Genomic DNA, 25,129 nt, shown 5'->3' with positions numbered 1-25,129 from the left:
AGGTTTAACCAAAGAAAAGGAACCAGGAAACCAAGGCCGCAACCCCGATCAGCATTGCAAAAGCGTAATGGTACAAATAACCGGACTGAAGTGCTGCAGAGCGGCGCGCCAATCCCATGACCATGGCGGCAAATCCGTCGGGGCCGAATCCGTCGATGATTCGCCCATCGCCGACCCGCCACAACGTGTAACCAAGAAGTTTGGCCGGGCGAACCAACAGGACTTCGTAGATTTCGTCAAAGTACCATTTATTGAGCAGGAACTCGTACACCGGTCGATTTGCCGTCGCGAATCGTGCAGGAAGGTCCGGACGGCGAATATAGAAATACCAAGCCATCAAGAGCCCTATTAGGCCTGCAAAGACGGGCATCATCTTCACCCAGAACGATAGGTGGTGCGCTTTGTCCAGTACTTCCAAGCTTTCCGGGAGCATGAAGATAGCAGCGCCCCAGAAATCTTCGGTTTCGGTGAAGGCGTGTACCGCGAAGACACCTGCGAGGATTGCTCCCAGTGTCAGCACCATATTCGGAATGTTCATGCTAAGGGGCGCTTCGTGGGCGTGGGCCATTGCGGCTTGGCTAGCGCGGGTTTTACCGTGGAACGTCATGAACAACAGGCGACCCGAATAGAGAGCGGTTAGGAGAGCGACCGCGAGCCCGACCCAAAACGCCAGATTGGCGCCAAAAGCCTCGGAGGCCCATGCCACTTCGAGGATAAGGTCCTTCGAATAAAAACCTGAGAAACCGAACACACCGGATATGCCCACACCGGCTAAAGACAACGACCCGATCCACATCATGGTTCCGGTCAGTGGCATCAGGCTAAACAGTCCACCCATCTTGCGCATGTCTTGCTCGTCCGACATTGCATGAATGACTGATCCTGCTCCGAGAAAAAGGAGCGCCTTGAAAAACGCATGGGTGAAAAGGTGAAACACCGCCACCGAATAAGCTGAAAGGCCCGCAGCAAAAAACATGTAGCCAAGTTGGCTGCACGTCGAATATGCAATAACGCGTTTGATATCGTTCTGGGCGAGAGCGACGGTGCCTGCAAAAAGGGCGGTAATGGCTCCAACGACCGTAACGAATCCGAGTGTGATCGGCGCTAGTTCGAATAGCGGTGACGCCCTCGCCACCAGAAAGACGCCGGCGGTGACCATTGTCGCCGCATGGATTAGTGCCGATACAGGTGTCGGGCCCTCCATCGCGTCGGGCAGCCAGGTGTGGAGGAAAATCTGAGCTGACTTTCCCATCGCACCGATAAACAACAGAAACGTAATGACGGTAAGGGTGTCGAGTTCCATTCCGAGGAACCCGATTGACATCCCGGTCATTTCCGGCGCCATCGCAAAAACTGTTGCGTAATCGACGGAACCGAAGACCAAGAAGATCGCCATAATCCCGAGGGCGAAGCCGAAGTCGCCGACTCGGTTGACGACGAACGCTTTGATTGCAGCAGCGTTGGCAGAGGGGCGGTCGTACCAAAAACCGATCAAAAGGTAAGAGGCTAGTCCGACACCTTCCCAGCCGAAGAACAACTGAACGAAGTTGTCCGCCGAGACGAGCATCAGCATCGCGAAGGTGAAGAGCGACAGGTACGCGAAGAATCGCGCTTTGTGACGATCGTGGCTCATGTAGCCGATCGAGTACCAATGAACGAGCGCCGAAACGCCATTCACGACGACGAACATTACTGCCGTTAGAGGGTCGACCAGAATGGCCCACGAAAAATCCAAACCGCCGGACGATATCCAATGGAGGAGTTGGACGTGCTCTATGTCGTCGGTGCCGGTAATCTGGATGAAACCGACTATAGACAGAATTGCGCTTAGGGTTACGGCGAGGCTGGTAATCAATTGCGACGGACGGTCGCCCAGGACGCGACCGAAAAAGCCGACGAGCAGTGCAGCGATGCCAGGGAGGAAAACGATAAGAATGTACATCATCTCCCCTACCCCTTCATCACGCTGATTTCTTCGACTTCGATCGTTCCTCGGTTGCGGAAGTACACAACCAAGATCGCCAAACCGATTGCCGCCTCGGCCGCGGCAACAGTCAAGATGAACATGGCGAAGATTTGACCGACCAAATCGCTCAGATGGGCTGAGAATCCAACCAGATTGATGTTGACCGCTAACAAGATCAGTTCGACGGACATCAGGATAATGATGACGTTCTTTCTGTTCAGAAAGATTCCGAACACGCCGATGGTGAACAGAATGGCCCCGACGGTCAGGTAATGCCCGATCCCGATCTCCATCAGATACCGCTCCCCGGGGTGATCTTTCTTATCTCGACCGATTCATCGCGGCGACGACCGACCTGGTCGGCGATGCGCTGTTTCCTCACACCGGGGCGTTCACGCAATGTGAGAACAATGGCGCCGATCATCGCGACAAGGAGGATCAGGCCGCCCGCCTGGAACAAGTAAATGTAGTGGGTATAGATCAAGCGGCCCAACGCGTCGGTGTTGGTGATGTCACTGATAGCGGGTGTCGGGGCTGCGCTTATTGCGAGGACCTCGGGCACATTGACCTGGGTTGTCACAATGAAGATCAGTTCAACAAGTAAGATTAGGCCAACCAAGGCGCCTACCGGGAGGTACTGGAGAAAACCTTCCCGCAATCGAGCGAAATTGATGTCGAGCATCATCACGACGAACATGAACAAAACTGCGACGGCACCCACATAGACGATCACTAAGATCATCGCGAGGAATTCGGCGCCGGCCAGCACAAATAGTCCTGCTGCGTTGAAGAACGCAAGAATTAGGAAAAACACCGAATGGACGGGATTACGCGCGCCGATGACGAGTACCGCCGAGGCGATGAGGATCGAGGCAAAGATATAAAATGCGACAGCCGTTAGGAGCATAATGCGGCGTTCTACCTGTAAGGCGCGTCTTTGGCGAGGTTGGAAGCGATTTCACGCTCCCAGCGGTCGCCGTTTGCGAGCAATTTATGCTTGTCGTACAGCAATTCTTCGCGGGTCTCCGCTGCAAACTCGAAGTTCGGTCCTTCGACAATTGCGTCGACCGGGCACGCCTCTTGGCAGAACCCGCAGTAAATGCACTTCGTCATGTCGATATCGTACCGAGTCGTTCGCCTAGACCCGTCTGCACGCGGCTCCGCTTCGATGGTGATAGCTTGGGCCGGGCAAACCGCTTCGCACAATTTGCAGGCGATGCAGCGTTCCTCTCCGTTAGGGTATCGCCGTAGAGCATGTTCCCCGCGAAACCGTGGACTAAGGGTACCCTTTTCAAAGGGGTAGTTGATCGTCACCTTCTTTTTGAACATGTAGCTGAAGGTCAGGCCCATCCCCTTGACCAATTCGACAAGAAAAAGGGAACGAACGCCCTGATCGAGAAATGCCATTCGTTAACCCTGCGGCAATAGGTCGAACCACAGCAAAACGCCCGCTGTGAGAACCACCCAAAGAAGTGAAAACGGGAGAAACACCTTCCATCCCAAACGCATAAGTTGGTCGTAACGGTAGCGCGGGAACGTAGCCCGCACCCAGACGAAGACGAAGAGAAGGAACACGATCTTCAAGACGAACCAGATCGGGCCCGGAATCCAGTTGAACGGGGCAATGTCAAACGGTGGGAGCCAACCGCCCAAGAATAGGATCGCCGTCATGGCGCTCATCAAAATCATGTTCGCGTATTCGGCGAGGAAAAATAGAACGAACGCGATTGCCGAATATTCGACCTGATAGCCCGCTACGAGTTCAGATTCGGCTTCCGGAAGATCGAACGGATGGCGGTTCGTTTCTGCCAAAGCCGAGATGAAGAAGATGATGAACATCGGGAATAACGGGATCGCAAACCAAATGCGATCTTGGGCCATCACGATGTCACTCAGGTTGAGCGATCCAACGACGAGAAGGACCGTCACAATCACGAAGCCCATGGAGACTTCGTACGACACCATTTGGGCGGCGGAACGCAGAGCACCGAGGAAAGGGTAGCGCGAATTGCTCGCCCAACCGGCCATGACGATGCCGTAAACACCCAGCGACGATATCGCGAATAGGTAAAGAATACCGACATTGATATCGGCGACGACCCAACCCGGCGCGAACGGAACGACCGCCCAGGCGATGAACGCAAGGATGAAGGTTACGACCGGCGCTGCCAGGAACACGATCTTGTTTGCGCCGGTGGGCACGATCGTTTCCTTGAAGAAGATCTTGATGAAGTCGGCGAAGGATTGGAGCACCCCCCAAGGGCCAACCACATTGGGTCCGCGCCGCAACGTCATGGCAGCGAACACCTTGCGTTCGAAATACACGACAAAAGCGACACTGACGGCGATCGGGAGCGCGACCGCCAGAATTTGAGCGACGATGATCAAGAACGGGAAGAGCCAATCGGCCCAGAAACTAGCCATTGGTGCCAGTCCCCGGTTCGGCTTGGCGACTGAATGATTCACTGCATTGCGCCATCGTGGTGGAGGCGCGACAGACCGCGTTCGTCAGGTAAAAGTCTCTGATTGGTTCCACGAAGGGCTGAGACGTTGTGTCTGTTTCGGTGCCGAAGCTGGCCCAAGGAGCCGCGGCCAAGGTGTCGGAATCGGCGAACGTAGGTGCGACTTCAGTAAGTCGCTGACGGACTTCTTCCAATGTGTCGTACGGAAGTCGATGTCCGACGCGTTCCGATAGTGCGCGGAGAATAGCCCAGTCTTCCCTAGCCTCCCCCGGCGGAAAAGCAGCGCGCAAAGCCCTTTGGACCCGTCCCTCGGTATTCACGTAGGTGCCGGGCTTTTCTGTGTATGCGGCGCCTGGGAGGACGACGTCTGCGGCTGCGGCGCCTGCATCCCCGTGGTGCCCTTGATAGACCACAAAGGTTTTGGCTAGGCGGGACATATCGACTTCGTCGGCTCCGAGGAGGTACACAAGGCCAATCGTACCTGACTCAGCGCCGGCAAGGATGCCTTCGACGTCTTTTCCACCGGACGTTGGGACAAACCCTATATCCAGTCCGCCGACGCGGGCGGCTGCTGTATGCAAGACGTTGAACCCGTTCCATTCTGATGAAACAAGGCCAAATTTCTCGGCAATATTCCGCGCCAACCTGAGGACGGCCCCGCCGTCTGGTCGCGTCAAGGCGCCCTGCCCCACGATCAGCATCGGACGTTTTGCGCTTGCTAGAATTTCCGAGAACCCGTTGCCGCTGAGGACTTCCTTGAGCGATTCCGGACCGCCCCCCAAATAGCTTGCGTCGCAGGTCAAGTCGTGGGGAACTCCGACCAAGCCTATGGGGAAGTTACCCCGCAACCATCGCTTGCGAATGCGCGCATTGACGAGCGGGGCCTCCCAACGCGGATTAGTACCGATAAGAAGAAGCGCGTCTGCATCTTCGATGCCGGCGATTCCGGTGTTGAAAAGGTAGCTGACACGCGCCTGCGGATCGAGTTTGGCACCGTCCTGGCGGCAGTCGATATTGGTCGAACCCAAGGCGGTCATGAGGTCCTTGAGAGCCACCATAGATTCTGCGTCGACAATGTCGCCGGCAATCGCGCCGATGTTCGCGCCGTTTACCGACTTCAACTTTTCGGCTATGGCGTCAAATGCTTCGCCCCAACTGACGGGTACGAGTTTGCCGTCTTTGCGGACGTAGGGCCGGTCAAGACGACCGTGTTGCAGACCGTCGCAGGCATAGCGTGCCTTATCGGAGATCCACTCTTCGTTGATCTCTTCGTTAAGTCTTGGGAGCACGCGCATGATTTCCCGACCGCGGGCATCCACTCTGATATTGCTGCCAACCGCATCCATCACGTCAATCGTCTGGGTCTTTCTCAGTTCCCAGGGGCGTGCGCTGAACGAGTAAGGCTTCGATGTGAGGGCACCGACCGGGCATAGATCGACGATGTTCCCTGAAAGCTCGGAGGTAAGGGCCCGTTCGACATAGGTCCCTACTTCCATTTCTTCGCCGCGACCCGTTGCGCCAAGTTCTTCGACACCGGCCACTTCGGTCGCAAAGCGAATACAACGCGTGCAATGAATGCAGCGCGTCATGATGGTCTTTACCAGCGGGCCAAGGTCTTTGTCCTTAACGGCGCGTTTATTTTCGATGTAGCGGTTTCGGTCTCTCCCGAACGCCATTGCTTGGTCCTGCAGGTCGCATTCGCCACCCTGATCGCATATCGGGCAATCGAGGGGGTGATTGATGAGGAGAAACTCCATCACCCCTTCTCGCGCCTTCTTGACCGAAGGCGTATTGGTGTGGATCACCATGCCCTCTGCGACCGGCATCGCGCAGGAGGCAATCGGTTTCGGCGACTTTTCCATTTCGACCAGGCACATCCGGCAATTTCCGGCGATCGATAAGCGGTCGTGATAACAGAACCTCGGCACCTCGGCGCCAGCGAGCTCGCAGGCTTGAAGGACCGTCAGGCCGTCCTCGACCGTTACTTCGTTGCCGTCGATGGTGAGTGTCGCCATGGTTTAGTCCTACGCCGCTTGGGCAGCGGCCGACGTCGCGCGCTGTTTTTCTAGGAGACGGCGCTCCACTTCCGGTCGGAAATGGCGCATTAGGCCTTGGATCGGCCACGCACTGGCGTCGCCATGAGCGCAAATTGTATGCCCTTCGATTTGGCTGGCGACATCCAGAAGCAAGTCGATCTCTTCGACATGTGCCTCTCCGGTCACGAGTCGTTCCATGACTCGCCACATCCACCCCGTCCCTTCGCGACACGGAGTGCATTGGCCGCAGCTTTCATGCATGTAGAACTTCGACAACCGCGCAATCGCAGCGACGATATCGGTACTTTTGTCCATGACTATGACAGCCGCGGTACCAAGTCCCGATTTCTCGGCCGCCAAGGAATCGAAGTCCATCAAGACGGTGTCGCAAATCGACCGAGGCAACAACCGCACCGAAGACCCGCCCGGGATGATGGCCAGAAGATTATCCCAGCCGCCCCGCACGCCTCCCGCATGTTTTTCGACAAGTTCGCGGAGCGGGATGCCCATTTCCTCTTCGACATTGCAGGGGTTGTTCACGTGGCCCGAAATACAAAACACCTTCGTCCCAGTGTTGCGTTCGCGACCAAATCCGGCGAACCAACTGCCGCCGCGCCGTAGAATTGTCGGGACGACGGCAATGCTTTCCACGTTGTTGACTGTGGTTGGCGAGCCCCAGACCCCCATATTCGCGGGGAACGGCGGCTTCAACCGTGGTTGGCCTTTTTTGCCCTCAAGGCTTTCGATGAGCGCCATCTCTTCGCCGCAAATATAGGCGCCGGCCCCGCGATGAACGTAAATGTCGTATTGCCAGCCTGAGCCGCATGCGTTCTTGCCCAGCAAACCTGCGTCGTAGGCTTCGGCAATCGCAGCCTCGAGATGCTCGGCTTCGCGGATGAATTCGCCGCGGATGTAAATGTAGCAAGCATGGGCACCCATCGCGAAACCTGCGATCAGGCAACCTTCGAGCAGCTTGTGGGGATCGTGACGCATCAAGTCGCGATCCTTGCACGTTCCCGGTTCACCTTCGTCGGCATTGACGATCAAGTAGTGCGGGCGCCCATCAGACTGCTTTGGCATGAACGACCATTTGAGGCCGGTCGGGAATCCGGCGCCACCGCGACCGCGTAGGCCCGATGCCTTTACTTCGTCGATAATTTTGTCCCGCCCGAGATCGAGCAGAGCTTTGGTATTGTCCCAGTCCCCACGCGCCCGCGCGCCTGCGAGGCGCCAATCGTGGATGCCGTAGAGGTTGGTAAATATCCGGTCCTTATCCTGCAGCATTAGACCGTTTGCTCCTTGAGGGTCGTTGGGCCGCCAATTGGTGCCGATGTTTGACGACCTTTTTGGGATCCCGGTGGCGGTGTGTTTCCGGCGCGAAGCGCTTCGACTATCTTGCGCATCGAGTCGGTGTCGACATCTTCATAGTAATCATCGCCGATCCACACGACCGGCGCATTGACGCAGGCACCCAAGCACTCGGCTTCGCGAAGAGTAAAAAGCCCATCCGCAGTCGTTTCGTTGAGCCCGACCCCGAGCGCCGCTTTACACGTTTCAACGACCTCGGCGCTACCGCGAAGCTCGCACGGTGTCGTTGTGCAGACTCGAATCAAATGCTTGCCGATCGGTGCGAGGTTGTACATCGAATAGAATGTCGCCACCTCATAGGCGCGCATCCGCGGCACATCGAGCATCTTCGCCACGTAGTCCATTGCAGCTGTCGGCAGCCAACCGTCGTGTTGCCGTTGCGCGAGATCGAAAAGCGGCATGATTGCGCTAGCCTGACGCCCTTGCGGATAACGCGCGATAATCGCCTTCGCTTTTTCCTGGTTCTCGGCTGAAAATTCGAAGGTCGCCGGTTGTTGTTCGGGCGGCGCAGTCTTTTGAACGATCATCGGTCGATCTCCCCGAAGACAATGTCCTGGCTACCGATGATCGCAACCGTATCGGCAAGCATGTGCCCCTTGCACATATAGTCTAGGGCCTGGAGATGAGCGTATCCGGGCGCGCGAATCTTGCAGCGGTACGGTTGGTTGGTGCCGTCGGCCACAAGGTAGACGCCGAACTCGCCCTTTGGGGCCTCGACCGCGGTGTAGGTCTCGCCTGCAGGTACGTGGAAGCCTTCGGTGTAGAGTTTGAAGTGATGGATGAGAGCTTCCATCGAGTTCTTCATCTCGCCCCGCGTGGGCGGAACGACTTTATTGTTTTGAGCGGAGACTGGACCGCTCGGCATATCTGCTAGGCATTGCTCGATGATGCGGACGCTCTGGCGCATTTCCTCGATCCGGCAGAGATAACGGTCGTAACAGTCGCCGTTCTTTCCGACGGGAATGTCAAAATCGAAATGTTCATAGCCGTCATAGGGTTGTGACTTGCGAAGGTCCCATGGAACCCCGGACCCGCGAAGCATCACGCCCGAGAAGCCCCAGTCCATCGCATCGTCCGCGGGCACGACGCCAACGTCTACATTCCGCTGCTTGAAAATCCGGTTTTCAGTGAGCAACCCTTCGATGTTGACAATCACGCTCGGGAAAGTCTCGCAGAACTGCGCGATGTCTTCGAGTAGGCCCGCAGGAAGGTCTTGGTGAACGCCGCCCACGCGAAAATACGCCGCATGCATGCGCGATCCGGAAACCCGCTCGTAGAACTCCATCAACTTCTCACGCTCTTCGAAGGCCCATAGGGTCGGCGTCATGGCACCAACATCCATTGCCTGAGTCGTGATGTTGAGGAGGTGATTTAGGATTCGAGTGATCTCACTAAAGAGAATGCGTATCTTCTTGCCCCGCGCCGGGACTTCGATATCCAGGAGTTTTTCGACCGCTAAGACGAAGGCGTGTTCCTGACACATCATCGACACGTAATCGAGGCGGTCGAAATACGGAATGGCCTGAAGGTAGGTCTTGTACTCGATGAGTTTCTCGGTGCCGCGATGCAAGAGACCGATGTGCGGGTCGGTACGCCGAACGACCTCGCCTTCCATCTCGAGAACGAGGCGTAGAACGCCGTGAGCGGCCGGGTGCTGCGGCCCGAAATTCAGTGTGTAGCTGCTGATTGTCGGCTCAGCCATCACTTGCCATCCGCCGGTGTGCTTTTCTCGTCGCCTGGCAGCACGTAGTCGGTCCCTTCCCAAGGGCTCAAGAAGTCAAACCGGCGAAATTCCTGGGTGAGTTTAACTGGTTCGTACACGACGCGCTTTTCGTCTTCGTCATAACGTACTTCGACGAATCCGGTCAGTGGGAAATCCTTTCGGAGTGGATGCCCTTCGAAGCCGTAGTCCGTGAGCAAGCGGCGAAGGTCGGGATGATCGGAGAACATGACGCCATACATGTCCCACACTTCACGTTCAAACCATCCGGCGGAGGAAAAAATACCATGCACGGAAGGGACTGGCGTCGATTCGTCGACCTGAACCTTCACACGGACCCGCTGATTGTGCGTTAGACTTAGCAAATTGTAGACAACGTCGAACCGTCGACCGCGTTCGGGATAGTCGACGCCGCAAATGTCGATCAGCACTTTGAACTGGCAGGCCGGGTCGTCTTTCAGGAACGAAAGAACCTTGGCCACGCCGCCCGGGGTCGCCAGAATCATCAACTCGCTATGGGCAACCTCGACCGCGTTGACTTGGTCGGTCAACGCCGCCGCGATGTATTCGCCAAGTTCCTTAAGTGAGTCGTCCATACGGCCTGATTACCAAAACTACCGAGCGATTGTGACGGTGCGGCGGATCTTCTTCTGCAATTGTAGGATTCCGTAAACCAAGGCCTCGGCCGTAGGGGGGCACCCCGGAACATAGACGTCAACCGGAACGATCCTGTCGCAACCACGGACGACGGAGTAGGAATAATGGTAATAACCGCCGCCGTTGGCGCAACTGCCCATGGAAATCACGTAGCGCGGTTCCGCCATCTGGTCGTAGACCTTCCGGAGCGCCGGCGCCATCTTGTTGGTCAGCGTTCCCGCGACGATCATGAGGTCGGATTGCCGGGGGCTGGCGCGGGGCATGACACCGAAGCGATCCAAGTCGTAGCGCGGCATGGAGGCGTGCATCATTTCGACGGCACAGCAAGCCAAGCCGAAAGTCATCCACCAAAGAGAGCCCGTACGCGCCCAATTGACAACTTTGTCGACCTGGGTGACGACAAACCCCTTGTCGGCGAGCTCGTCGGAGACCTGATGAAAAAACGGGTCGGCGGTCAGGTCGCGCTCGCCGGCGGGTTGGACGGTCGTGGCACTCACTCCCATTCGAGAGCCCCCTTCTTCCATTCGTAAATGAAGCCGATCGTCAGAACGCCTAGAAAGATGACCATCGACCAAAAACCGAATGCGCCAGTATCGCCCAGGGTTATCGCCCAGGGGAAAAGGAACGCAACCTCAAGATCGAAAATGATGAAAAGAAGCGCAACTAGATAGAAGCGAACATCAAACCTGCTACGGGTATCCTCGAACGGTTCAAATCCGCACTCGTAGGTCGAAAGCTTCTCCGCGTCGGGGCGCTGTTCCGCTGCAATGTAAGACGCAGCAATAAATGCAACACCCAAGACCACGACCAAGCCGATGAAGATCAGAATCGGCAGGTACTCTCGCAGCAGATCGTCCATTTACCCTCGTACGCTGCGATCCAGGGCCGCGCCTACCGAGGTTCCCCAGCTATGGTGCGGCTTTGGATCGGTGGCAGCCACCCCTAGCGCGGCGGCGCCCAAGTTCACTTCCTAATCGCGCCAAGTCATACTACGAAAGGTGCGCCTCAACAACGACTTACCGGTGCAAATTGATCGTGGTGCGAAAGGAAATGGCGGGAGTGACGGGACTCGAACCCGCGGCCTCCGGCGTGACAGGCCGGCGCTCTAACCAACTGAGCTACACCCCCTTGTGGAGGCCCGCCTCATTTACTTTAGGCCCTGTGGGGTGTCAAGGACGTGGCCCGGTGTAGGCGCGATTCGCCCGCTTCCATATGACCCGGCTGGTCTGTGTGCCGCGCCGGGTTTTTTGAGGGGGTGTCGACAGCACGAGGTTGTCGTCCTCGAAGCTAATCCCGCGAACTTGAGTGTCTCCGACCCAATTGGGATAGATGCAATGTGCGACTGTGTGGACGACGCGATCGCCCTGTATTTCAAAGGGGCCGCCATAGGCATAGTAGCCGTCCCAACCCGCGACCTTTTCGGTGTCTTTTGCGGTCAATGCTTCACCCGTCGTGAACGGTGGGCGATTGGCGCGAAATAGAACGGCGCTCATGAATCCGTCGGGGGTATAGAGGATGAATCCCTGGGCGTCCTCGCCCATTGGGTAGATCTTCCGACCGTCTTCGTAACTGGTTTCCCAGCGGACCAGCTCCCAGGTCCCGACAAGTTGGTCCGCGGTCACCATCGTATTTCCTTCCTTAGAAGACCTTCAGATCGACGCTCGGCCCCTGCCCGACCCTGAGATGGTCATAAATTAAGGACAGGAGACTTACACCGACGGCGACACCGATGTATCCGACAAAATTGCCGACGAAGGCTCGAACAAAGAGGGCCATGAAGGTCTCGGAGCCCCCCAACGCGAGGATCAGCAATCTCTCAGCGACACTCACCACGACGATCACAGGCAGCCAAGTCGCGACAATGGCAGCGAATATTCGGCTAGTGTTGCCTTGGGTAAGAGCCCAGCTCTCGGCGAGCGTAAGCCCGTGATCGATGGAGGCGCTGGGCAAGACCTGCGAAAACCGAGCATAAACAACACCAGCGGCGCCAAGTACAAGAACCATTAGAACCGGTGCGAAGACGGCAATGCTGGCGCCGACAACGACGATCGTCGCAATGATCATCGTGACGCCAATCGCATAGAGCAGATAACGTGTATGGCGACTTCGCCAAGTCAGTATTTGGCGAACGGTCTGGTGTTCCTTGGGCAGGAGATAGCGACGATGCCACCCAATGGCGAATGTCGTCCAGAAATAGCCGAACGGAAGAATCAGAAGAATGAACGGCAGAAGGTTGATCCTGAGCGCTTGTTCGACCTGCTCTGTTTCCGGAGCGAGGTCTTGAACAACCGGCGACGAAACGACGAGAGCAACCCCGGTATTCAGGACACTCAGCACCAGAACGGCGGGAAACGCGAGATTCATGAAGTCGTTACGGCCCTGCCAAACGAACTTGACGGCGCGAACGATGGTCTCGATTACCTGTAACGGTGGTGCGGGAGGGGGGGAATCGGTCATATCTATTGAGAATTGTGGTGGGCGATGACAGGTTCGAACTGCCGACCCCCTCGGTGTAAACGAGGTGCTCTTCCAGCTGAGCTAATCGCCCATCGGGTTCCTAATCCTTAGATGCGGGATCGAACGGTGTTTGTCCAGAGCGGGCGTTCGCTTGTCCGTTCAAGGATCGGTCTAGAGGTTACGGGCTTGCCTCCAAAACGAATGCGCCGACCCAAAGGCCGGCGCATTTCATAGATATGCTAGGTGAAGAACTAGTTGACTGCGTCCTTCAGGCCTTTGCCAGCCTTGAATTTCGGCTGATTCGACGCAGGGATTTGGATTTTTTCGCCAGTGCGAGGGTTCCGACCCTCTGAGGCTTTCCGTTGCGCCACGTTGAATGTGCCGAATCCGACCAGCCGGACTTCCTCGCCTGCCTTCAACGAGTCGGTGATCGCTTCAAACACGCAATCAACGGCTTTTGTGGCATCGGCTTTGGAAAGACCAGCAGCATTGGAAACTGTTGCCACCAGATCATTTTTGTTCACGGCAGGGCCCCCTCTCTAGGACAAGAGCAAATTGAAATAGCAAATGTTGTGTATGGATTGCATCAGACGCACGAACTGTAGGAGTGGGCGGCGCCCCCGTCAAAGGGAAAAGAGCACCTATCCCCAGCTTTTTCGCGCGTTTCCGCTTGAGATACCCGCCATTAGTGTATTTTAGTGCGTCACCACACCTTCGCGTTTAGCTGCAGCATCCGTCTCCGCCACTTTAGCGAGGGATTCCTGCTCTTCATCCCATTCGATGGGCTCGAGTTTTGCCGTAAGAGCGTGCTTCAGAACCTCGTCAACGTGTGTCACTGGGATAATCTTTAGCCCCTTCTTCACGTTGTCCGGAATCTCTGCAAGATCCTTCTCGTTCTCGATCGGGATCAAGACCGTGCTCAATCCGCCCCTGAGAGCTGCCAAGAGCTTTTCCTTCAATCCCCCGATAGGCATTACCCGACCGCGCAAACTGATTTCGCCAGTCATGGCAATATCTTTGCGAATGGAGACTTGGGTCAGTGCCGACACAATCGACGTTACCATGGCAACGCCGGCGGACGGCCCGTCCTTGGGGGTCGCGCCCTCGGGGACATGGACGTGGATGTCACGTTTATCAAACAAAGTGGGTTTGATCCCAAAGTCGGTCGCACGGGCGCGCACGTAGCTCCACGCAGCTTGAATAGACTCCTGCATCACGTCACCGAGTTTACCGGTGTATTTGATGCTCCCCTTACCAGGAACCAACAACGCTTCAATACTGAGGAGTTCGCCGCCAACTTCGGTCCACGCCAAGCCAGTCGTAACCCCGATAAGGTGCTCCTGCTCGACCTCGCCAAAGCGATACCGCTTAACACCGGCATACTTGTCGAGATTGCGTCGGGTTACCGACACCTTATCCTTGCCAGACTCGACGATTTCTTTGGTTGCCTTGCGCGTCAGGTTAGCCAGCTCACGTTCGAGATTCCGGACGCCAGCTTCCCTCGTGTAGTAGCGAATCACGTCGCGCAGAGCGTCCTCGCTGATGGACCACTCCTCTTTCTTCAACCCGTGCGCCTCGATTTGCTTGTCGATCAGGTGACGCTTGGCGATCTCTACCTTTTCGTCTTCGGTATAGCCCGCAAGACGAATTACCTCCATGCGATCGACCAGCGCCGGCGGGATGCGCAGAGTGTTTGCGGTCGCGATGAACATCACATCCGATAAGTCATAGTCGACTTCGAGATAATGATCGTTGAATGAGAAATTCTGCTCGGGGTCCAGAACCTCGAGTAGGGCAGACGATGGATCGCCGCGGAAATCGGCGCCCAGCTTATCGACTTCGTCGAGCATGAAGATCGGATTGGATGACCCGGCTTTTTTCATCGATTGAATGATCTTGCCTGGCATCGACCCGATGTAGGTCCGCCGATGGCCGCGTATTTCGGCCTCGTCCCGTACGCCACCCAACGAAATCCGCACGAACTTACGGCCGGTCGCAGTCCCAATCGAACGCCCCAATGAGGTCTTGCCAACGCCGGGCGGTCCAACCAGGCAAAGGATCGGTCCCCGCATCTTTTTCATGCGATGTTGGACGGCAAGATATTCGAGGATGCGCTCTTTGACTTTTTCGAGACCAAAGTGGTCGCGATCGAGAACCTTTGCCGCGAACTTGATGTCGGTCTTGACGCGAGACCGCTTTTTCCAAGGAATGGTTAGCAACCAATCCAAATAGTTGCGGACGACAGTGGCCTCCGCAGACATGGGGCTCATATTCCGCAGTTTCTTTAGTTCGCCGGTCGCTTTATCCCGCGCCTCTTTACTGAACTTAGTTTTGCGGATTTTCTCTTCGAGTTCGTGCAGCTCCTCGCGGCTATCGTCAGTGTCGCCGAGTTCCTTCTGGATCGCTTTGAGCTGTTCGTTGAGATAGTACTCGCGCTGCGTTTTTTCCATTTGCCGTTTCACGCGGCTGCGAATCTTCTTCTCAACCTGAAGTACGCCGATTTCGTTCTCCATGAACGAATAGACACGCTCAAGACGCTCTGACGTCCTGATTGTTTCGAGCAGTTCTTGTTTCTCCGAAACGCGCAGCGCCATATGCGACGCGACAGTGTCGGCAAGTTTGGAGGGATCCTCAATCTGATTGAGGGACACAAGAACCTCGGCCGGAATCTTTTTGTTTAGCTTCACGTATTGCTCGAACTGGGTCACGACCGAACGCGCGAGCGCTTGGAGTTCTTGCGAATCGGGTTCCGGATCCTCGACTACTTCAGCGTAGGCCTGGAAGAAATCGGTGTTCTCCGCAAAGCTCTGAATTCGCGCCCGGTTGCCACCCTCAACTAGAACCTTGACCGTTCCGTCGGGCAACTTAAGAAGTTGCAGCACGGCACCAATTGTGCCGACGGTGTGAATGTCTTCCGACGCTGGGTCGTCGACAGCGGCGTCCTTTTGGGCCACAAGAAGGATCTGCTTGTCCTCCTTCATGACGTCCTCCAGCGCCCGCACCGATTTATCCCGACCGACGAACAGCGGAACGATCATGTGAGGAAACACGACGATGTCGCGAAGCGGAAGAACCGGGTATAGCGTCGCTTTTTCAGTCATTGCACTCTCGAGCCGCGCCTTGGCGCGACTTCCCTACCAAAATACGGGCGTAGAGCCCTGTTTCACTCAAAGTGGCTCTTGATCGGCGCCACTTCAAGACGCACCGCTTTCTGCAGGTCTTAAGCGCTGGATCCCGCCTCTTCGCGACGGTCAGCATAGATGTGCAGCGGTTGGGCGCGTCCTTCGACGACCTCGGAGTTAATGACCAACTCGACGACCGAATCCAGTGACGGAAGTTCGAACATTGGTTCGAGTAGGATACTTTCCATAATCGAACGCAACCCACGGGCACCAGTTTTGCGACCGATCGCGCGGCGCGAGATCGCCTTCAGCGCATCGTCAGAAAACGTCAATTTCACGTTCTCCATTTCGAACAGCCGCTGATATTGCTTGACCAGTGCATTCTTCGGCTGTGAAAGAATCTCGACGAGCGCTTCCTCGTCCAAATCGTTGAGGGTGGCCAACACTGGCAGGCGACCGACGAACTCAGGAATGAGTCCAAACTTCAGAAGATCTTCCGGCTCCACCTCGCGCAAGATCTCGCCCGTCTTCTTATCGTTGACGGAGCGCACATCGGCACCGAAGCCGATCGCCGTCCCACGACCGCGTTGGGCAATAATCTTTTCGAGACCCGAGAAAGCCCCGCCGCAGATGAAAAGTATGTTGGTCGTGTCGACCTGGAGGAATTCCTGTTGCGGATGTTTGCGACCGCCCTGGGGGGGGACCGACGCAACGGTGCCTTCCATGATCTTCAAAAGCGCTTGCTGGACACCCTCACCGGAAACGTCGCGCGTGATCGAGGGGTTGTCCGACTTACGACTCACCTTATCGACCTCGTCGATATAGACGATGCCACGCTGCGCCCGTTCGACGTTATAGTCGGCGGCCTGGAGGAGTTTCAGGATGATGTTTTCAACGTCTTCGCCGACGTAGCCCGCTTCGGTGAGTGTCGTCGCGTCTGCCATTGTGAAGGGGACGTCGAGGATACGCGCGAGCGTCTGCGCCAACAGGGTCTTCCCACAACCGGTCGGACCGAGCAGCAGAATATTGGACTTCGAAATCTCGACGTCGTTGTTCTTGGAGTCGTGATTCAGCCGCTTGTAGTGGTTGTGGACAGCTACCGACAGAATTCGTTTCGCATATTCTTGGCCGATGACGTAATCGTCGAGAACGCTGCAGATGTCGGCCGGAGTCGGTACGCCGTCGAGACTCTTGACGAGGGCGCTCTTGTGCTCCTCGCGAATGATGTCCATGCAGAGCTCAACGCATTCGTCGCAGATGAATACAGTGGGCCCAGCGATCAGCTTGCGAACCTCATGCTGGCTCTTTCCGCAGAAGGAGCAGTAGAGCGTATTTTTTGAATCGCCGCTGCCAGACTTACTCATCGCCACACCCGAATCACTACAACTCTATTATGGTAGACGGTGGCCTGCCGCGCGTACAACCTAAATCTTGCGTCTTTCAGTGAACCTGATCCTTCATCTTGTTAACGATGGCCAGCCCCAAATATCAACGCGAACCATCGTTAACGGCCTCGACCATCGGCGGCTCGGGTTGAAGGGGCAACCCCGGATTTAAGCTTTGGGTAGTAGAAATCCCGCGCTCGCCGGTCACGATCGCGCTATTTCTTCTCAGCCGAATCGCCCTCACTCGCGACCGTGCGCTTCGACACGACCTCGTCGATGATGCCGAATTTTACTGCGTCAGGCCCTGACATAAACCGATCGCGTTCGAGTGCCTCTTCAATCACATCGATCTTTTGGCCGGTGTGCTTGACGTATATTTCGTTCAGTCGTTGGCGCGTATCGAGAATTTCTTTGGCGTGAATCTCGATGTCGGTCACCTGCCCCTGAAAACCACCGGAGGGTTGATGAACCATGACCCGAGCATGGGGGAGTGCAAACCGCTTACCCTTCGCCCCCGCGCATAACAGGAGCGACCCCATGCTGGCGGCCTGCCCCGTGCACAGGGTTTGGACGTCCGGCCGGATGTACTGCATCGTGTCGTAGATCGCGAGACCGGATGTCACCACGCCACCCGGTGAGTTGATGTAGAGTGCTATGTCTTTTTCGGGGTTTTCTGCCTCAAGAAACAGAAGCTGCGCGGTTATTAACGTGGACACCGCGTCGTTGACCGGCCCAGACAGGAAGATAATTCGCTCTTTGAGAAGGCGAGAATAGATGTCGTAGGCACGCTCGCCGCGGTTGGTCTGTTCAACGACCATCGGTACGAGGGTATTCATAAAGATATCCGACATAGTCGTTTTCCGGTTGTTGTGTGGGGCGTTGGACGATTCATGTAGGCAGTCGAATCGTTTGAAACTAGTCGTCTTTTTTCGCCGATTTCTTGGTTTTTGGCTTATCGGCGCCCTTGTCTTCGGCGCCTTTGCCGTCGCCCTTCTTCGCTGCCTTGGTGCTCGACTTCGCCTTCTTGATCGGCTTTTTGGCGGCGCCCTCATCTGTCTCGGGGTCCGCCAGGAGCTCGTCCTTCGAGACCTTGCGTTCGTTGACGCGGACGAGCTCGAGTACGAAGTCGACAACCTTGTCCTCAAAGAGAGGCGCTTGCAGCTGCATCGCTGCTTGCGGGTTCTCTTTATAGAATTTGAAGATTTCTTGCTCTTGTCCGGGATACCGCTGGGCTTGCATCGCCAATGCACGGTTCAACTCGTCCTGGCCGACTGTAACGTTGTTGGCCTCACCCACCGACGACAGTAAAAGGCCTAGCCTTACGCGGCGCGAAGCTATCTTGCGGTAGTCCTCTTTGAGGTCGTCGTCCGATTTCTCAGCGTCCTCCGGATCGAGCGACCCGGCCTCGCGGTCGCGCTCAATTTGCTGCCAGATACCGTCAAACTCGTTTTGTACGAGGGTCGGCGGTAATTCGAAATCGTGGGCGGTGTCAAGTTTGTCGAGAAGCTCACGCTTCAAGCGTTGCCGCGAAATCTGGCCATACTCCTCGGCGAGTTGTTCGCGGACCCGCTCCTTCAACTGGCTCAGCCCTTCAAGCCCGAGGCGCGTCGCCAATGCGTCGTCGACCGGCGGGATGCTTGGCTTACGCACTTCCTTAACGGTCACTTTGAAGACGGCATCCTTGTCGCGCAGTTTCTCGTAGGGGTAGTCGGCTGGGAATGTGACCTTGATTTCGCGCTCTTCCCCGCCCTTGGCGCCAACCAGTTGTTCTTCGAACCCAGGCACAAACTGGCCCGACCCAAGCTGGATCTGGCTGTCTTTGCCTGCACCGCCTTCGAACAACTCGCCGTCAATTGACCCCTCGAAATCGATCAGAACGGCATCCCCGTCCTTGGCTTCGGCGCCCTCTTCCGCGGTGAAAGTTTTTTGCTGGTCGGCGATGCTCTCAATGGCCCTGTCGACTTCTGCGTCCTCGATCTCCGCCACAAGACGCTCGAGTTCGATGGTCGAGAAATCGGTGGGAACGATCTCAGGCAGGAGTTCGACCTCCATCGTGTATTCGAGGTCTTTCCCCTCGTCGAACGACGACACCTCTACCTTGGGCTGAAGGGCCGGCCGAATTTTGTTGTCGTCCAGGGTCTTGCGGAGCGTCTCATCGACCGTCTCCTGGAGAACTTCGCCGAGGATCGACTTACCGAACCGTGCACGTAGGACCTTTTGAGGGATCTTCCCCGGTCGGAAACCCGGTAGGCGGGCCTGATCGCCAATCGCCGTGATCTTCTTCTGGATGTTCTCTTCGATGGCGTCGGAACCGACGACCACCTTGTAAGAGCGCTTCAGTCCTTCGGAGGCGGTTTCTGTAATCTGCATGGTCTAACCGGAATGATCCTTATCACCGAGATTGATGTACCTGGTGCGGGCGGAGGGACTCGAACCCCCAAAGGCTAAAGCCCACTAGGACCTAAACCTAGCGTGTCTACCAGTTCCACCACGCCCGCGGGGTATCCATTTTGTCGCCACACCGCGCCGGGTGGGCGGTCCGGGGTGGCGAGAGCGGCCCTTGTATAACATTCTGCGGGAGCCGCCAAAGATCATTTTCCGACATCCAATCGGGGCGAAGACGGTGGTATCCAAGCTCTTGCCATAATGGGGTCGCCAACCAGCACCTCGCATTAGATTGAACTCAAGTTTCGTTTCGTTGGCCCGCGCGATCTACCGGCCACTTAGGTTTCCGAATGGTTGATATCGGGGCCCAGGCACCACCCAATAAACTACATTGAAAATATCCCATAGTACGTTGTTTTTATTCATAAAGGCTTGATCACTTTACGTCCGATCAATCCAATTCTTTCACCGATCGGAGCGCTGCCGGCAGGAGTTCCACGATATCTTCGGCAATGAGGCCCGGACCGAAACGTCGCGCTGCCTCGGCGTGGAGCCAGGCTGCCGCACTCGCCGCTTCAAAAGCCGGCAGTCCTTGCGCGAGGAGACCCAGTGCCACCCCCGCAAGGACGTCTCCGGACCCAGCGGTCGCAAGTTCCGGCGGGGCGTTCGTGGTGATCGTGGCCCGGCCGTCGGGCGACGCCACGATCGTATCCCCGCCCTTGAGCAGGACCACAGCGCCCGCTCTACTCGCTGCGGCGCGGGTGCGCGCGAGGCGACTCCCCGGTGCGGCACCGAACAGGCGCGCAAACTCACCTTCGTGGGGGGTAAGGATGCAGTCCCCGTTTAGCGCGGCGAAGAACGCCGTCGGCGCCGAGGCAAAGACCGAAAGCCCGTCGGCATCGATGACACAGGGTTTATTGGTTCGCAGCAGTGCGAGCGTATTCTCTCGGGTACGCGCGTTAACCCCAGCCCCCGGACCGATGAGGCAAGCTGTGACCCGCCGGTCCGCGACGAGGGTAATCAGGTCGGCGGGCTGAGAGATCGGTTTGGTCATCACCGCAGTTAGCGTTGCCGCCAACGTCGGCAAGGCCTCTGGTGGGCACGCCACGCTAATAACCCCTGCCCCGGCCCGTAACGCGGTGCGGGCCGATAGCCGGATGGCCCCTGTCGTTTCCGCACCACCGCTCACCGCGACAGCGTAACCACGGGTGTATTTGTGACTCTCCGATCCCGGCCATCGCATCGACAGGCGCCAAAGGTCCGGATGGTTCTCCCAGGTTTGCGGGCGTATCTCAGCGAGAACCTCGCCCGGAATACCGATGTCAGCGACACGGAGAGCCCCGCACAACAGGCGCCCCGGCAACAGGCAATGCCCAGTCTTCTTCGGTGAGAACGTGACGCTTCGATCAGCCCGGAGAGCGTAACCGAGTACCGCACCACTGTCGCCGTGCACGCCGCTCGGCACGTCGACGGCAACCACTGCGGCGTCGCTCGCCGCGACCGCCTCCAAAACCTGGCGGACCGCGCCGTCCACCGGACGCGTCAAACCCGCACCGAATACCGCGTCGATCACGATTTCGGCGCCCGAGACAACGCCGGGTTCAAACGCCAAGACAGGCTCGGACCATCGCTGTGCCGCTATGGCCGCATCGCCCGCTAATTTGCCACGATCACCAACAAGGGCCACCCTTACCGGCCAACCGGCCTCTAGTAGTAGGCGCGCGGCGACGAAACCATCGCCCCCGTTATTGCCCGGTCCGCAAAGGACGACGGTCGATCGTGGCGAGAAGTGGCGCCGAACCTCGTCCGACACCGCCCGCCCGGCGGCTTCCATCAGTTGGATGCCGGCGATCCCGGCTGCAATCGCGGCCGAATCGGCGGCATACATGTCTGCTACCGCGAATAGGCGATGATCGTGGTTCAACCCGACCACCGGGCGGTCTCCCTAGCGGCTATACGCTCTTGGGATGACGGTAGATGCGGACCCGCATGAGGTTCGTAAAGGCATACCCCTCTTCGGCTTTTCCGGCTTCGAACGCGGCCCGGACCTCCGGCGTATCGACTTGGACGGCATCGATTTCGTTAAAGGACGACCCCGACATGCGCTTCTCGAGGGTTTCGAAATCGGGGAACGTTACGACATTGGTGTACCAATACTCTTCCATATCGCCGAACACGGTGTTGGCCGTTCGATCCAGCGCTTCGAGCGCCTTCGCACGGACCAAGGTCTCGTCATGAAAGGGTTTCACCATCTGCGAGAACTGTCCGCGAATGTCCGGCTCAAGAACGTAGAGGAACCCGCCCGGCTTGAGAATTCGAGCGGCTTCGCGAAGCGCGTTGTCCATCTGGTCCAACGGCACATGATGTAACGACTTGCTGAACACAACGGCATCTACACTGTTATCGTCCCGCGGAATGGATTGCGCCGGCGCCTCAAGGAGGGTCACGTTCGGAATCGGTTCCGCGCCACGGTTCTTTTCCGCTTGGATCGGGTCCGGTTCAATGCCGGTAACGACGGCGCCGCGCTTGGCGAGACCGCCGGCCAAGCTGCCGTTACCGCAGCCACAATCGACGACATCAAGGCCGTTCCAATCGGCTAGACGCTCGAAAATGTCGATGTCCCGGGCGACGCCCAAGTCGTTGACTTCGGTTGCTTCCTGTACGCTCATAAATCCACTCCTGTTTGGCGCGACTGTATCAGTTTTGCATGACTGTGCGGGACACTAGATTGGCGCGACCTGGTTAGCGAAACCCGAGGTCCGCTCGAACGCCAGGGCCGCCCGGAAAAGCAAATCTTCGCGACCTGCGGCTGCAACGAGCTGGAGCCCGATGGGCAGGCCGTTCGAGGCACGATCGCAGGGGACCGTGATGGCCGGCTGACCTGACAAATTAATTGGGAAGAGCGTCGGCGAAAAATTGCCCCACTTCCCGTCGGCGTCCTCAGGAGGCGTCGCCATCCCGACGGGAAAGGGCAGCACTGAATTTGTGGCCGTGAGGATGAGGTCGTAGGTTTGGTGAAATACGCCCATCCGTTGACGGAGTTCGGTTGTCGCCCGAACCGCTTCGACATAGTCGGTGGCTGTGATTTGCGCCCCGACCTCCGCAACTTGCCTAAATAGATCCTCGAGCAGCGCATGTCTGTGCTTGGGGATGTTCTTCATGGTAATCGCCGCCCCTACAAAAAAGTACGTGCGGAACAGCTCTATCGCGTCGCCGACATCCGGCGATACTTCCTCAACCCCCGCACCCATATCGCTGAATGTCTGCGCCGCCCGAACCACCGCGTCGGCGATCTCCTTTTTAACGGGGTGGCCGAACCCAGGGCTGAGGGCGATCCTGAGGCCGGCAACCCCTTCGTTCATACCGGTGACCGGGTCAAACGGATTGTCGGGCCGGGTCAGCGGATCGCGGATATCGGGACGACTCATCAGCCGAAGCATCTGGGCGGCATCGGCTACGGTTCGTGCCATGGGACCGGGCGTCGTCAGGTGCCCCCACGTACTTGGCGGCCAAACCGGAACGCGGCCATGGGTCGGTTTCAGCCCGACCACACCGCAGAAATTCGCCGGTGTCCTACACGAACCGCCACCGTCGCTGCCGATTGCCAGGGGCCCCGAACCGCTTACAAGGGCGGCGGCGGCACCGCCACTCGATCCACCGGGGGTCAGGTCCGTATTCCAAGGATTTCGCGTGATCCCGTGGAGGCGGCTGTCGGTGGCGCCCTTGTGGCCCCATTCGGGCGTTGTGGTTTTGCCGAAGAAGATCGCACCGCCACGGCGCAAGTTGCCGACCGCCGGCGCATCGGCGTTCCAAGCCTGGTCGGGGTCCGTCGTCAGCGATCCGAACAGTGTCGGCCATCCTTCCGCGAGCAGCAGATCCTTGATTGAGGTCGGCACGCCATCGATCGGACTCAGCGCCGTGCCCGCTCTCCACCGCTGGGTTGAAGCCGCTGCATCGGCCAGCGCTCGATCCGGATCGACCAAGCAAAAACAATTCAGTTTTTCGTTGAGCGTCGAAGTTCGTTCCAGAACGGCCTGCGTTGCCTCGGCTGGCGTGAAGTCGCCACTGGCGTACCCGTCGGTCAGTTCTTTCGCGGACAGGCGCCACAGTTCGCTCATAGCGGCGCCAACTGATTGGCAAGGCCGGTTGTCGCTTCGAAAGCAGCCGCAGCCCGAAGGACGAGTTCATCTTCGCCATATCGCCCGACAATCTGGAGCCCGAACGGCAGTCCCGCCTCGGTATGTCCGCACGGGACGGTAATCGCCGGCTGGCCGGTGATATTGAAGGGTGAAGTAAAGCAGACCGTCGCAGACCACATATCGCGAGGTGTCTTGGTCGGCTCGCGCTGCCCCAATTTGTAAGCTGTCGTTGGATTGCTGGGCAGAACCAATAGGTCGTAATGATCGAGAAATCGCGCCATCGCCGCAGCGAGTTCACCGCGATGCTGCAACGCCCGGCGCAGCTCGACCGCGGAAAGCGCCCGGCCGCGCTCAACGCTTTCGCGAAAGGTAGGATCGGCGAGGCCGAGTTGCGTTTCGCTCCATTGTGAGGCGTTCAGCGCCGATCCGCTGTCGAACAGCGTGCGGTAGAACGGCATCGAGTCCGGTATATCAGGCTTTTCGGCTTCGACTTCTGCACCTAACTCACGAAACACCGCGACGCTTGCGCCGACTCCCGTTGCGATTTCCGGACGTGCATTAGCACCGGCAAGTTCTAGGCAGTGCGCAATCCGAACGCCCTTGATATCCGATGCCATCGCCACCCCGGCCTGAAACTCGGGTAGGACAAAGGGGTCGCGATGGCTCGGTTCGGAAATCGCCTGGAGCAACAACGCGGCGTCGGCCACGGTGCGTGCCATCGGTCCTGGTGACGACAGCGGCCAGGACCCGCCGGTGCTGGCAAGAGGTACCCGTCCGAAGGAAGGCTTCATCCCGACGACGCCGCAATAATTTGCCGGTTTGCGGCACGATCCACCGCCATCGGTACCGATTGCAAGCGGCCCCATGCCAGCTGCCAAAGCGGCGCCGGCACCACCACTTGAGCCGCCCGGCGTCATGTCCGTGTCCCAAGGGTTTCGCGTGACGCCGCTGAGCAGACTATCGGTCACGCCCTTGTGCCCGAATTCGGGTGTCGTAGTCTTTCCCAAAATGACCGCGCCGCTTCGGCGCAATCCTGCAAGGCACGGCGAGTCCTTGGCGACGGCGTCGGCCGTGGTGGCTCTAGATCCAGACCGAGTAGGCATCCCCGCGACATCGATCAGGTCTTTGACCGACACCGGAACGCCATCTAACCCGCCAAGGGGCCGGCCCGCCTGCCAACGTTTGGTGGATTCCTCGGCCGTTTGCCGAGCTGTCTCGTCGTCGCGGTAGCAATAGGCATTGATTCTGGGCTCGCAGTGATCGATCCGCGCGAGGATACTGTCCAGCGCGCTCGACGGTGTCAGCTCGCCGTTGCGATAGGCCGCGATCAACTCCTGCGCGGAACGTTCATACGGCTGGATCAAATTACGGCCCAATACTGCATAGGTGTGACGAGGCGCGACATTGTCCCTACCCTAACGTTGAAGACAAT

Annotated in this window: 23 protein-coding genes and 3 tRNA genes; all 26 read right to left on the bottom strand. The window is 57.6% G+C overall.

Annotation, left to right across the window (positions count from 1 at the left end):
• Positions 1–4 precede the first annotated feature (4 nt).
• Positions 5–1,942: an NADH-quinone oxidoreductase subunit L gene (gene nuoL, locus RID42_12930; protein MEQ8248572.1), complete on the bottom strand. Its 1,938-nt coding sequence runs from the start codon at positions 1,940–1,942 to the stop codon at positions 5–7.
• Between the two features lie 8 nt (positions 1,943–1,950).
• Complete coding sequence (gene nuoK / locus RID42_12925; GenBank protein ID MEQ8248571.1) at positions 1,951–2,259, bottom strand: NADH-quinone oxidoreductase subunit NuoK; 309 nt, start codon at positions 2,257–2,259, stop codon at positions 1,951–1,953.
• Positions 2,259–2,873 (bottom strand): NADH-quinone oxidoreductase subunit J, encoded by a 615-nt coding sequence (locus RID42_12920; GenBank protein MEQ8248570.1) that lies wholly within the window; start codon positions 2,871–2,873, stop codon positions 2,259–2,261. Before RID42_12920 ends, nuoK begins: the two co-directional genes overlap by 1 nt.
• An 11-nt stretch (positions 2,874–2,884) precedes the next feature.
• Positions 2,885–3,373, bottom strand: coding sequence for an NADH-quinone oxidoreductase subunit NuoI (nuoI, locus tag RID42_12915; protein MEQ8248569.1), 489 nt, complete (start codon positions 3,371–3,373; stop codon positions 2,885–2,887).
• A 3-nt stretch (positions 3,374–3,376) separates the two neighbouring features.
• Entirely contained in the window at positions 3,377–4,390 is a 1,014-nt protein-coding gene (nuoH, locus tag RID42_12910) for an NADH-quinone oxidoreductase subunit NuoH (protein MEQ8248568.1), read from the bottom strand.
• The gene (nuoG, locus tag RID42_12905) at positions 4,383–6,443 is read right to left on the bottom strand and encodes an NADH-quinone oxidoreductase subunit NuoG (GenBank protein ID MEQ8248567.1); all 2,061 of its coding nucleotides are present in this window, start codon (positions 6,441–6,443) and stop codon (positions 4,383–4,385) included. The genes nuoH and nuoG overlap by 8 nt, the downstream gene beginning before the upstream one ends.
• Before the next feature lie 9 nt (positions 6,444–6,452).
• Positions 6,453–7,748: an NADH-quinone oxidoreductase subunit NuoF gene (gene nuoF, locus RID42_12900; GenBank protein MEQ8248566.1), complete on the bottom strand. Its 1,296-nt coding sequence runs from the start codon at positions 7,746–7,748 to the stop codon at positions 6,453–6,455.
• Positions 7,748–8,359 (bottom strand): NADH-quinone oxidoreductase subunit NuoE, encoded by a 612-nt coding sequence (nuoE, locus tag RID42_12895; GenBank protein ID MEQ8248565.1) that lies wholly within the window; start codon positions 8,357–8,359, stop codon positions 7,748–7,750. The genes nuoF and nuoE overlap by 1 nt, the downstream gene beginning before the upstream one ends.
• Entirely contained in the window at positions 8,356–9,534 is a 1,179-nt protein-coding gene (locus tag RID42_12890) for an NADH-quinone oxidoreductase subunit D (protein MEQ8248564.1), read from the bottom strand. The genes nuoE and RID42_12890 overlap by 4 nt, the downstream gene beginning before the upstream one ends.
• Positions 9,534–10,148 carry an NADH-quinone oxidoreductase subunit C gene (locus RID42_12885; protein ID MEQ8248563.1) on the bottom strand — a complete coding sequence of 205 codons (615 nt, stop codon included), beginning with the start codon at positions 10,146–10,148 and terminating at the stop codon, positions 9,534–9,536. Before RID42_12885 ends, RID42_12890 begins: the two co-directional genes overlap by 1 nt.
• Before the next feature lie 18 nt (positions 10,149–10,166).
• Complete coding sequence (locus RID42_12880; GenBank protein MEQ8248562.1) at positions 10,167–10,712, bottom strand: NADH-quinone oxidoreductase subunit B family protein; 546 nt, start codon at positions 10,710–10,712, stop codon at positions 10,167–10,169.
• Positions 10,703–11,068, bottom strand: a complete 366-nt coding sequence (locus RID42_12875) for an NADH-quinone oxidoreductase subunit A (GenBank protein MEQ8248561.1) — start codon at positions 11,066–11,068, stop codon at positions 10,703–10,705. Before RID42_12875 ends, RID42_12880 begins: the two co-directional genes overlap by 10 nt.
• Before the next feature lie 192 nt (positions 11,069–11,260).
• A tRNA-Asp gene (locus RID42_12870) sits at positions 11,261–11,337 on the bottom strand.
• A gap of 41 nt (positions 11,338–11,378) precedes the next feature.
• Positions 11,379–11,834, bottom strand: a complete 456-nt coding sequence (locus RID42_12865) for a lipocalin-like domain-containing protein (protein ID MEQ8248560.1) — start codon at positions 11,832–11,834, stop codon at positions 11,379–11,381.
• A gap of 13 nt (positions 11,835–11,847) precedes the next feature.
• Complete coding sequence (locus RID42_12860; protein ID MEQ8248559.1) at positions 11,848–12,666, bottom strand: hypothetical protein; 819 nt, start codon at positions 12,664–12,666, stop codon at positions 11,848–11,850.
• 15 nt (positions 12,667–12,681) lie between these two features.
• A tRNA-Val gene (locus RID42_12855) sits at positions 12,682–12,757 on the bottom strand.
• A 160-nt stretch (positions 12,758–12,917) separates the two neighbouring features.
• Complete coding sequence (locus tag RID42_12850; GenBank protein MEQ8248558.1) at positions 12,918–13,190, bottom strand: HU family DNA-binding protein; 273 nt, start codon at positions 13,188–13,190, stop codon at positions 12,918–12,920.
• Positions 13,191–13,361: 171 nt separating this feature from the next.
• Positions 13,362–15,767 carry an endopeptidase La gene (lon, locus tag RID42_12845; protein ID MEQ8248557.1) on the bottom strand — a complete coding sequence of 802 codons (2,406 nt, stop codon included), beginning with the start codon at positions 15,765–15,767 and terminating at the stop codon, positions 13,362–13,364.
• A gap of 119 nt (positions 15,768–15,886) precedes the next feature.
• Positions 15,887–17,152 carry an ATP-dependent Clp protease ATP-binding subunit ClpX gene (gene clpX, locus RID42_12840; protein MEQ8248556.1) on the bottom strand — a complete coding sequence of 422 codons (1,266 nt, stop codon included), beginning with the start codon at positions 17,150–17,152 and terminating at the stop codon, positions 15,887–15,889.
• 236 nt (positions 17,153–17,388) lie between these two features.
• Positions 17,389–18,009 carry an ATP-dependent Clp endopeptidase proteolytic subunit ClpP gene (clpP, locus tag RID42_12835; GenBank protein MEQ8248555.1) on the bottom strand — a complete coding sequence of 207 codons (621 nt, stop codon included), beginning with the start codon at positions 18,007–18,009 and terminating at the stop codon, positions 17,389–17,391.
• A gap of 79 nt (positions 18,010–18,088) precedes the next feature.
• Positions 18,089–19,543: a trigger factor gene (gene tig / locus RID42_12830; GenBank protein ID MEQ8248554.1), complete on the bottom strand. Its 1,455-nt coding sequence runs from the start codon at positions 19,541–19,543 to the stop codon at positions 18,089–18,091.
• Positions 19,544–19,584: 41 nt separating this feature from the next.
• Positions 19,585–19,671: transfer RNA gene (locus tag RID42_12825), tRNA-Leu, on the bottom strand.
• Between the two features lie 338 nt (positions 19,672–20,009).
• Complete coding sequence (locus tag RID42_12820) at positions 20,010–21,491, bottom strand: NAD(P)H-hydrate dehydratase (protein MEQ8248553.1); 1,482 nt, start codon at positions 21,489–21,491, stop codon at positions 20,010–20,012.
• 19 nt (positions 21,492–21,510) lie between these two features.
• Positions 21,511–22,227 (bottom strand): class I SAM-dependent methyltransferase, encoded by a 717-nt coding sequence (locus RID42_12815; GenBank protein MEQ8248552.1) that lies wholly within the window; start codon positions 22,225–22,227, stop codon positions 21,511–21,513.
• 54 nt (positions 22,228–22,281) lie between these two features.
• Entirely contained in the window at positions 22,282–23,676 is a 1,395-nt protein-coding gene (locus tag RID42_12810; protein MEQ8248551.1) for an amidase, read from the bottom strand.
• Entirely contained in the window at positions 23,673–25,061 is a 1,389-nt protein-coding gene (locus RID42_12805; protein MEQ8248550.1) for an amidase, read from the bottom strand. Before RID42_12805 ends, RID42_12810 begins: the two co-directional genes overlap by 4 nt.
• Positions 25,062–25,129 lie beyond the last annotated feature (68 nt).

The sequence above is a fragment of the Alphaproteobacteria bacterium genome (assembly GCA_040216735.1).
Lineage (GTDB): Bacteria > Pseudomonadota > Alphaproteobacteria > SHVP01 > SHVP01 > CALJDF01.
The sequence above is the reverse complement of the archived record's forward strand: the minus strand, read 5'-3'. Positions and strand labels throughout refer to the sequence as shown.

Bases quoted from the DNA above. Each gene is read 5' to 3' on its own strand.
- nuoK (MEQ8248571.1), bottom strand. From the start codon at position 2,259: ATGGAGATCGGGATCGGGCATTACCTGACCGTCGGGGCCATTCTGTTC.
- nuoF (MEQ8248566.1), bottom strand. From the start codon at position 7,748: ATGCTGCAGGATAAGGACCGGATATTTACCAACCTCTACGGCATCCAC.
- RID42_12880 (MEQ8248562.1), bottom strand. From the start codon at position 10,712: ATGGGAGTGAGTGCCACGACCGTCCAACCCGCCGGCGAGCGCGACCTG.
- RID42_12890 (MEQ8248564.1), bottom strand. From the start codon at position 9,534: ATGGCTGAGCCGACAATCAGCAGCTACACACTGAATTTCGGGCCGCAG.
- nuoG (MEQ8248567.1), bottom strand. From the start codon at position 6,443: ATGGCGACACTCACCATCGACGGCAACGAAGTAACGGTCGAGGACGGC.
- RID42_12810 (MEQ8248551.1), bottom strand. From the start codon at position 23,676: ATGAGCGAACTGTGGCGCCTGTCCGCGAAAGAACTGACCGACGGGTAC.
- nuoL (MEQ8248572.1), bottom strand. From the start codon at position 1,942: ATGTACATTCTTATCGTTTTCCTCCCTGGCATCGCTGCACTGCTCGTC.
- nuoI (MEQ8248569.1), bottom strand. From the start codon at position 3,373: ATGGCATTTCTCGATCAGGGCGTTCGTTCCCTTTTTCTTGTCGAATTG.
- clpX (MEQ8248556.1), bottom strand. From the start codon at position 17,152: ATGAGTAAGTCTGGCAGCGGCGATTCAAAAAATACGCTCTACTGCTCC.
- nuoH (MEQ8248568.1), bottom strand. From the start codon at position 4,390: ATGGCTAGTTTCTGGGCCGATTGGCTCTTCCCGTTCTTGATCATCGTC.
- RID42_12875 (MEQ8248561.1), bottom strand. From the start codon at position 11,068: ATGGACGATCTGCTGCGAGAGTACCTGCCGATTCTGATCTTCATCGGC.
- RID42_12860 (MEQ8248559.1), bottom strand. From the start codon at position 12,666: ATGACCGATTCCCCCCCTCCCGCACCACCGTTACAGGTAATCGAGACC.
- RID42_12885 (MEQ8248563.1), bottom strand. From the start codon at position 10,148: ATGGACGACTCACTTAAGGAACTTGGCGAATACATCGCGGCGGCGTTG.
- RID42_12865 (MEQ8248560.1), bottom strand. From the start codon at position 11,834: ATGGTGACCGCGGACCAACTTGTCGGGACCTGGGAGCTGGTCCGCTGG.
- RID42_12815 (MEQ8248552.1), bottom strand. From the start codon at position 22,227: ATGAGCGTACAGGAAGCAACCGAAGTCAACGACTTGGGCGTCGCCCGG.
- RID42_12920 (MEQ8248570.1), bottom strand. From the start codon at position 2,873: ATGCTCCTAACGGCTGTCGCATTTTATATCTTTGCCTCGATCCTCATC.
- clpP (MEQ8248555.1), bottom strand. From the start codon at position 18,009: ATGAATACCCTCGTACCGATGGTCGTTGAACAGACCAACCGCGGCGAG.
- tig (MEQ8248554.1), bottom strand. From the start codon at position 19,543: ATGCAGATTACAGAAACCGCCTCCGAAGGACTGAAGCGCTCTTACAAG.
- nuoE (MEQ8248565.1), bottom strand. From the start codon at position 8,359: ATGATCGTTCAAAAGACTGCGCCGCCCGAACAACAACCGGCGACCTTC.
- lon (MEQ8248557.1), bottom strand. From the start codon at position 15,767: ATGACTGAAAAAGCGACGCTATACCCGGTTCTTCCGCTTCGCGACATC.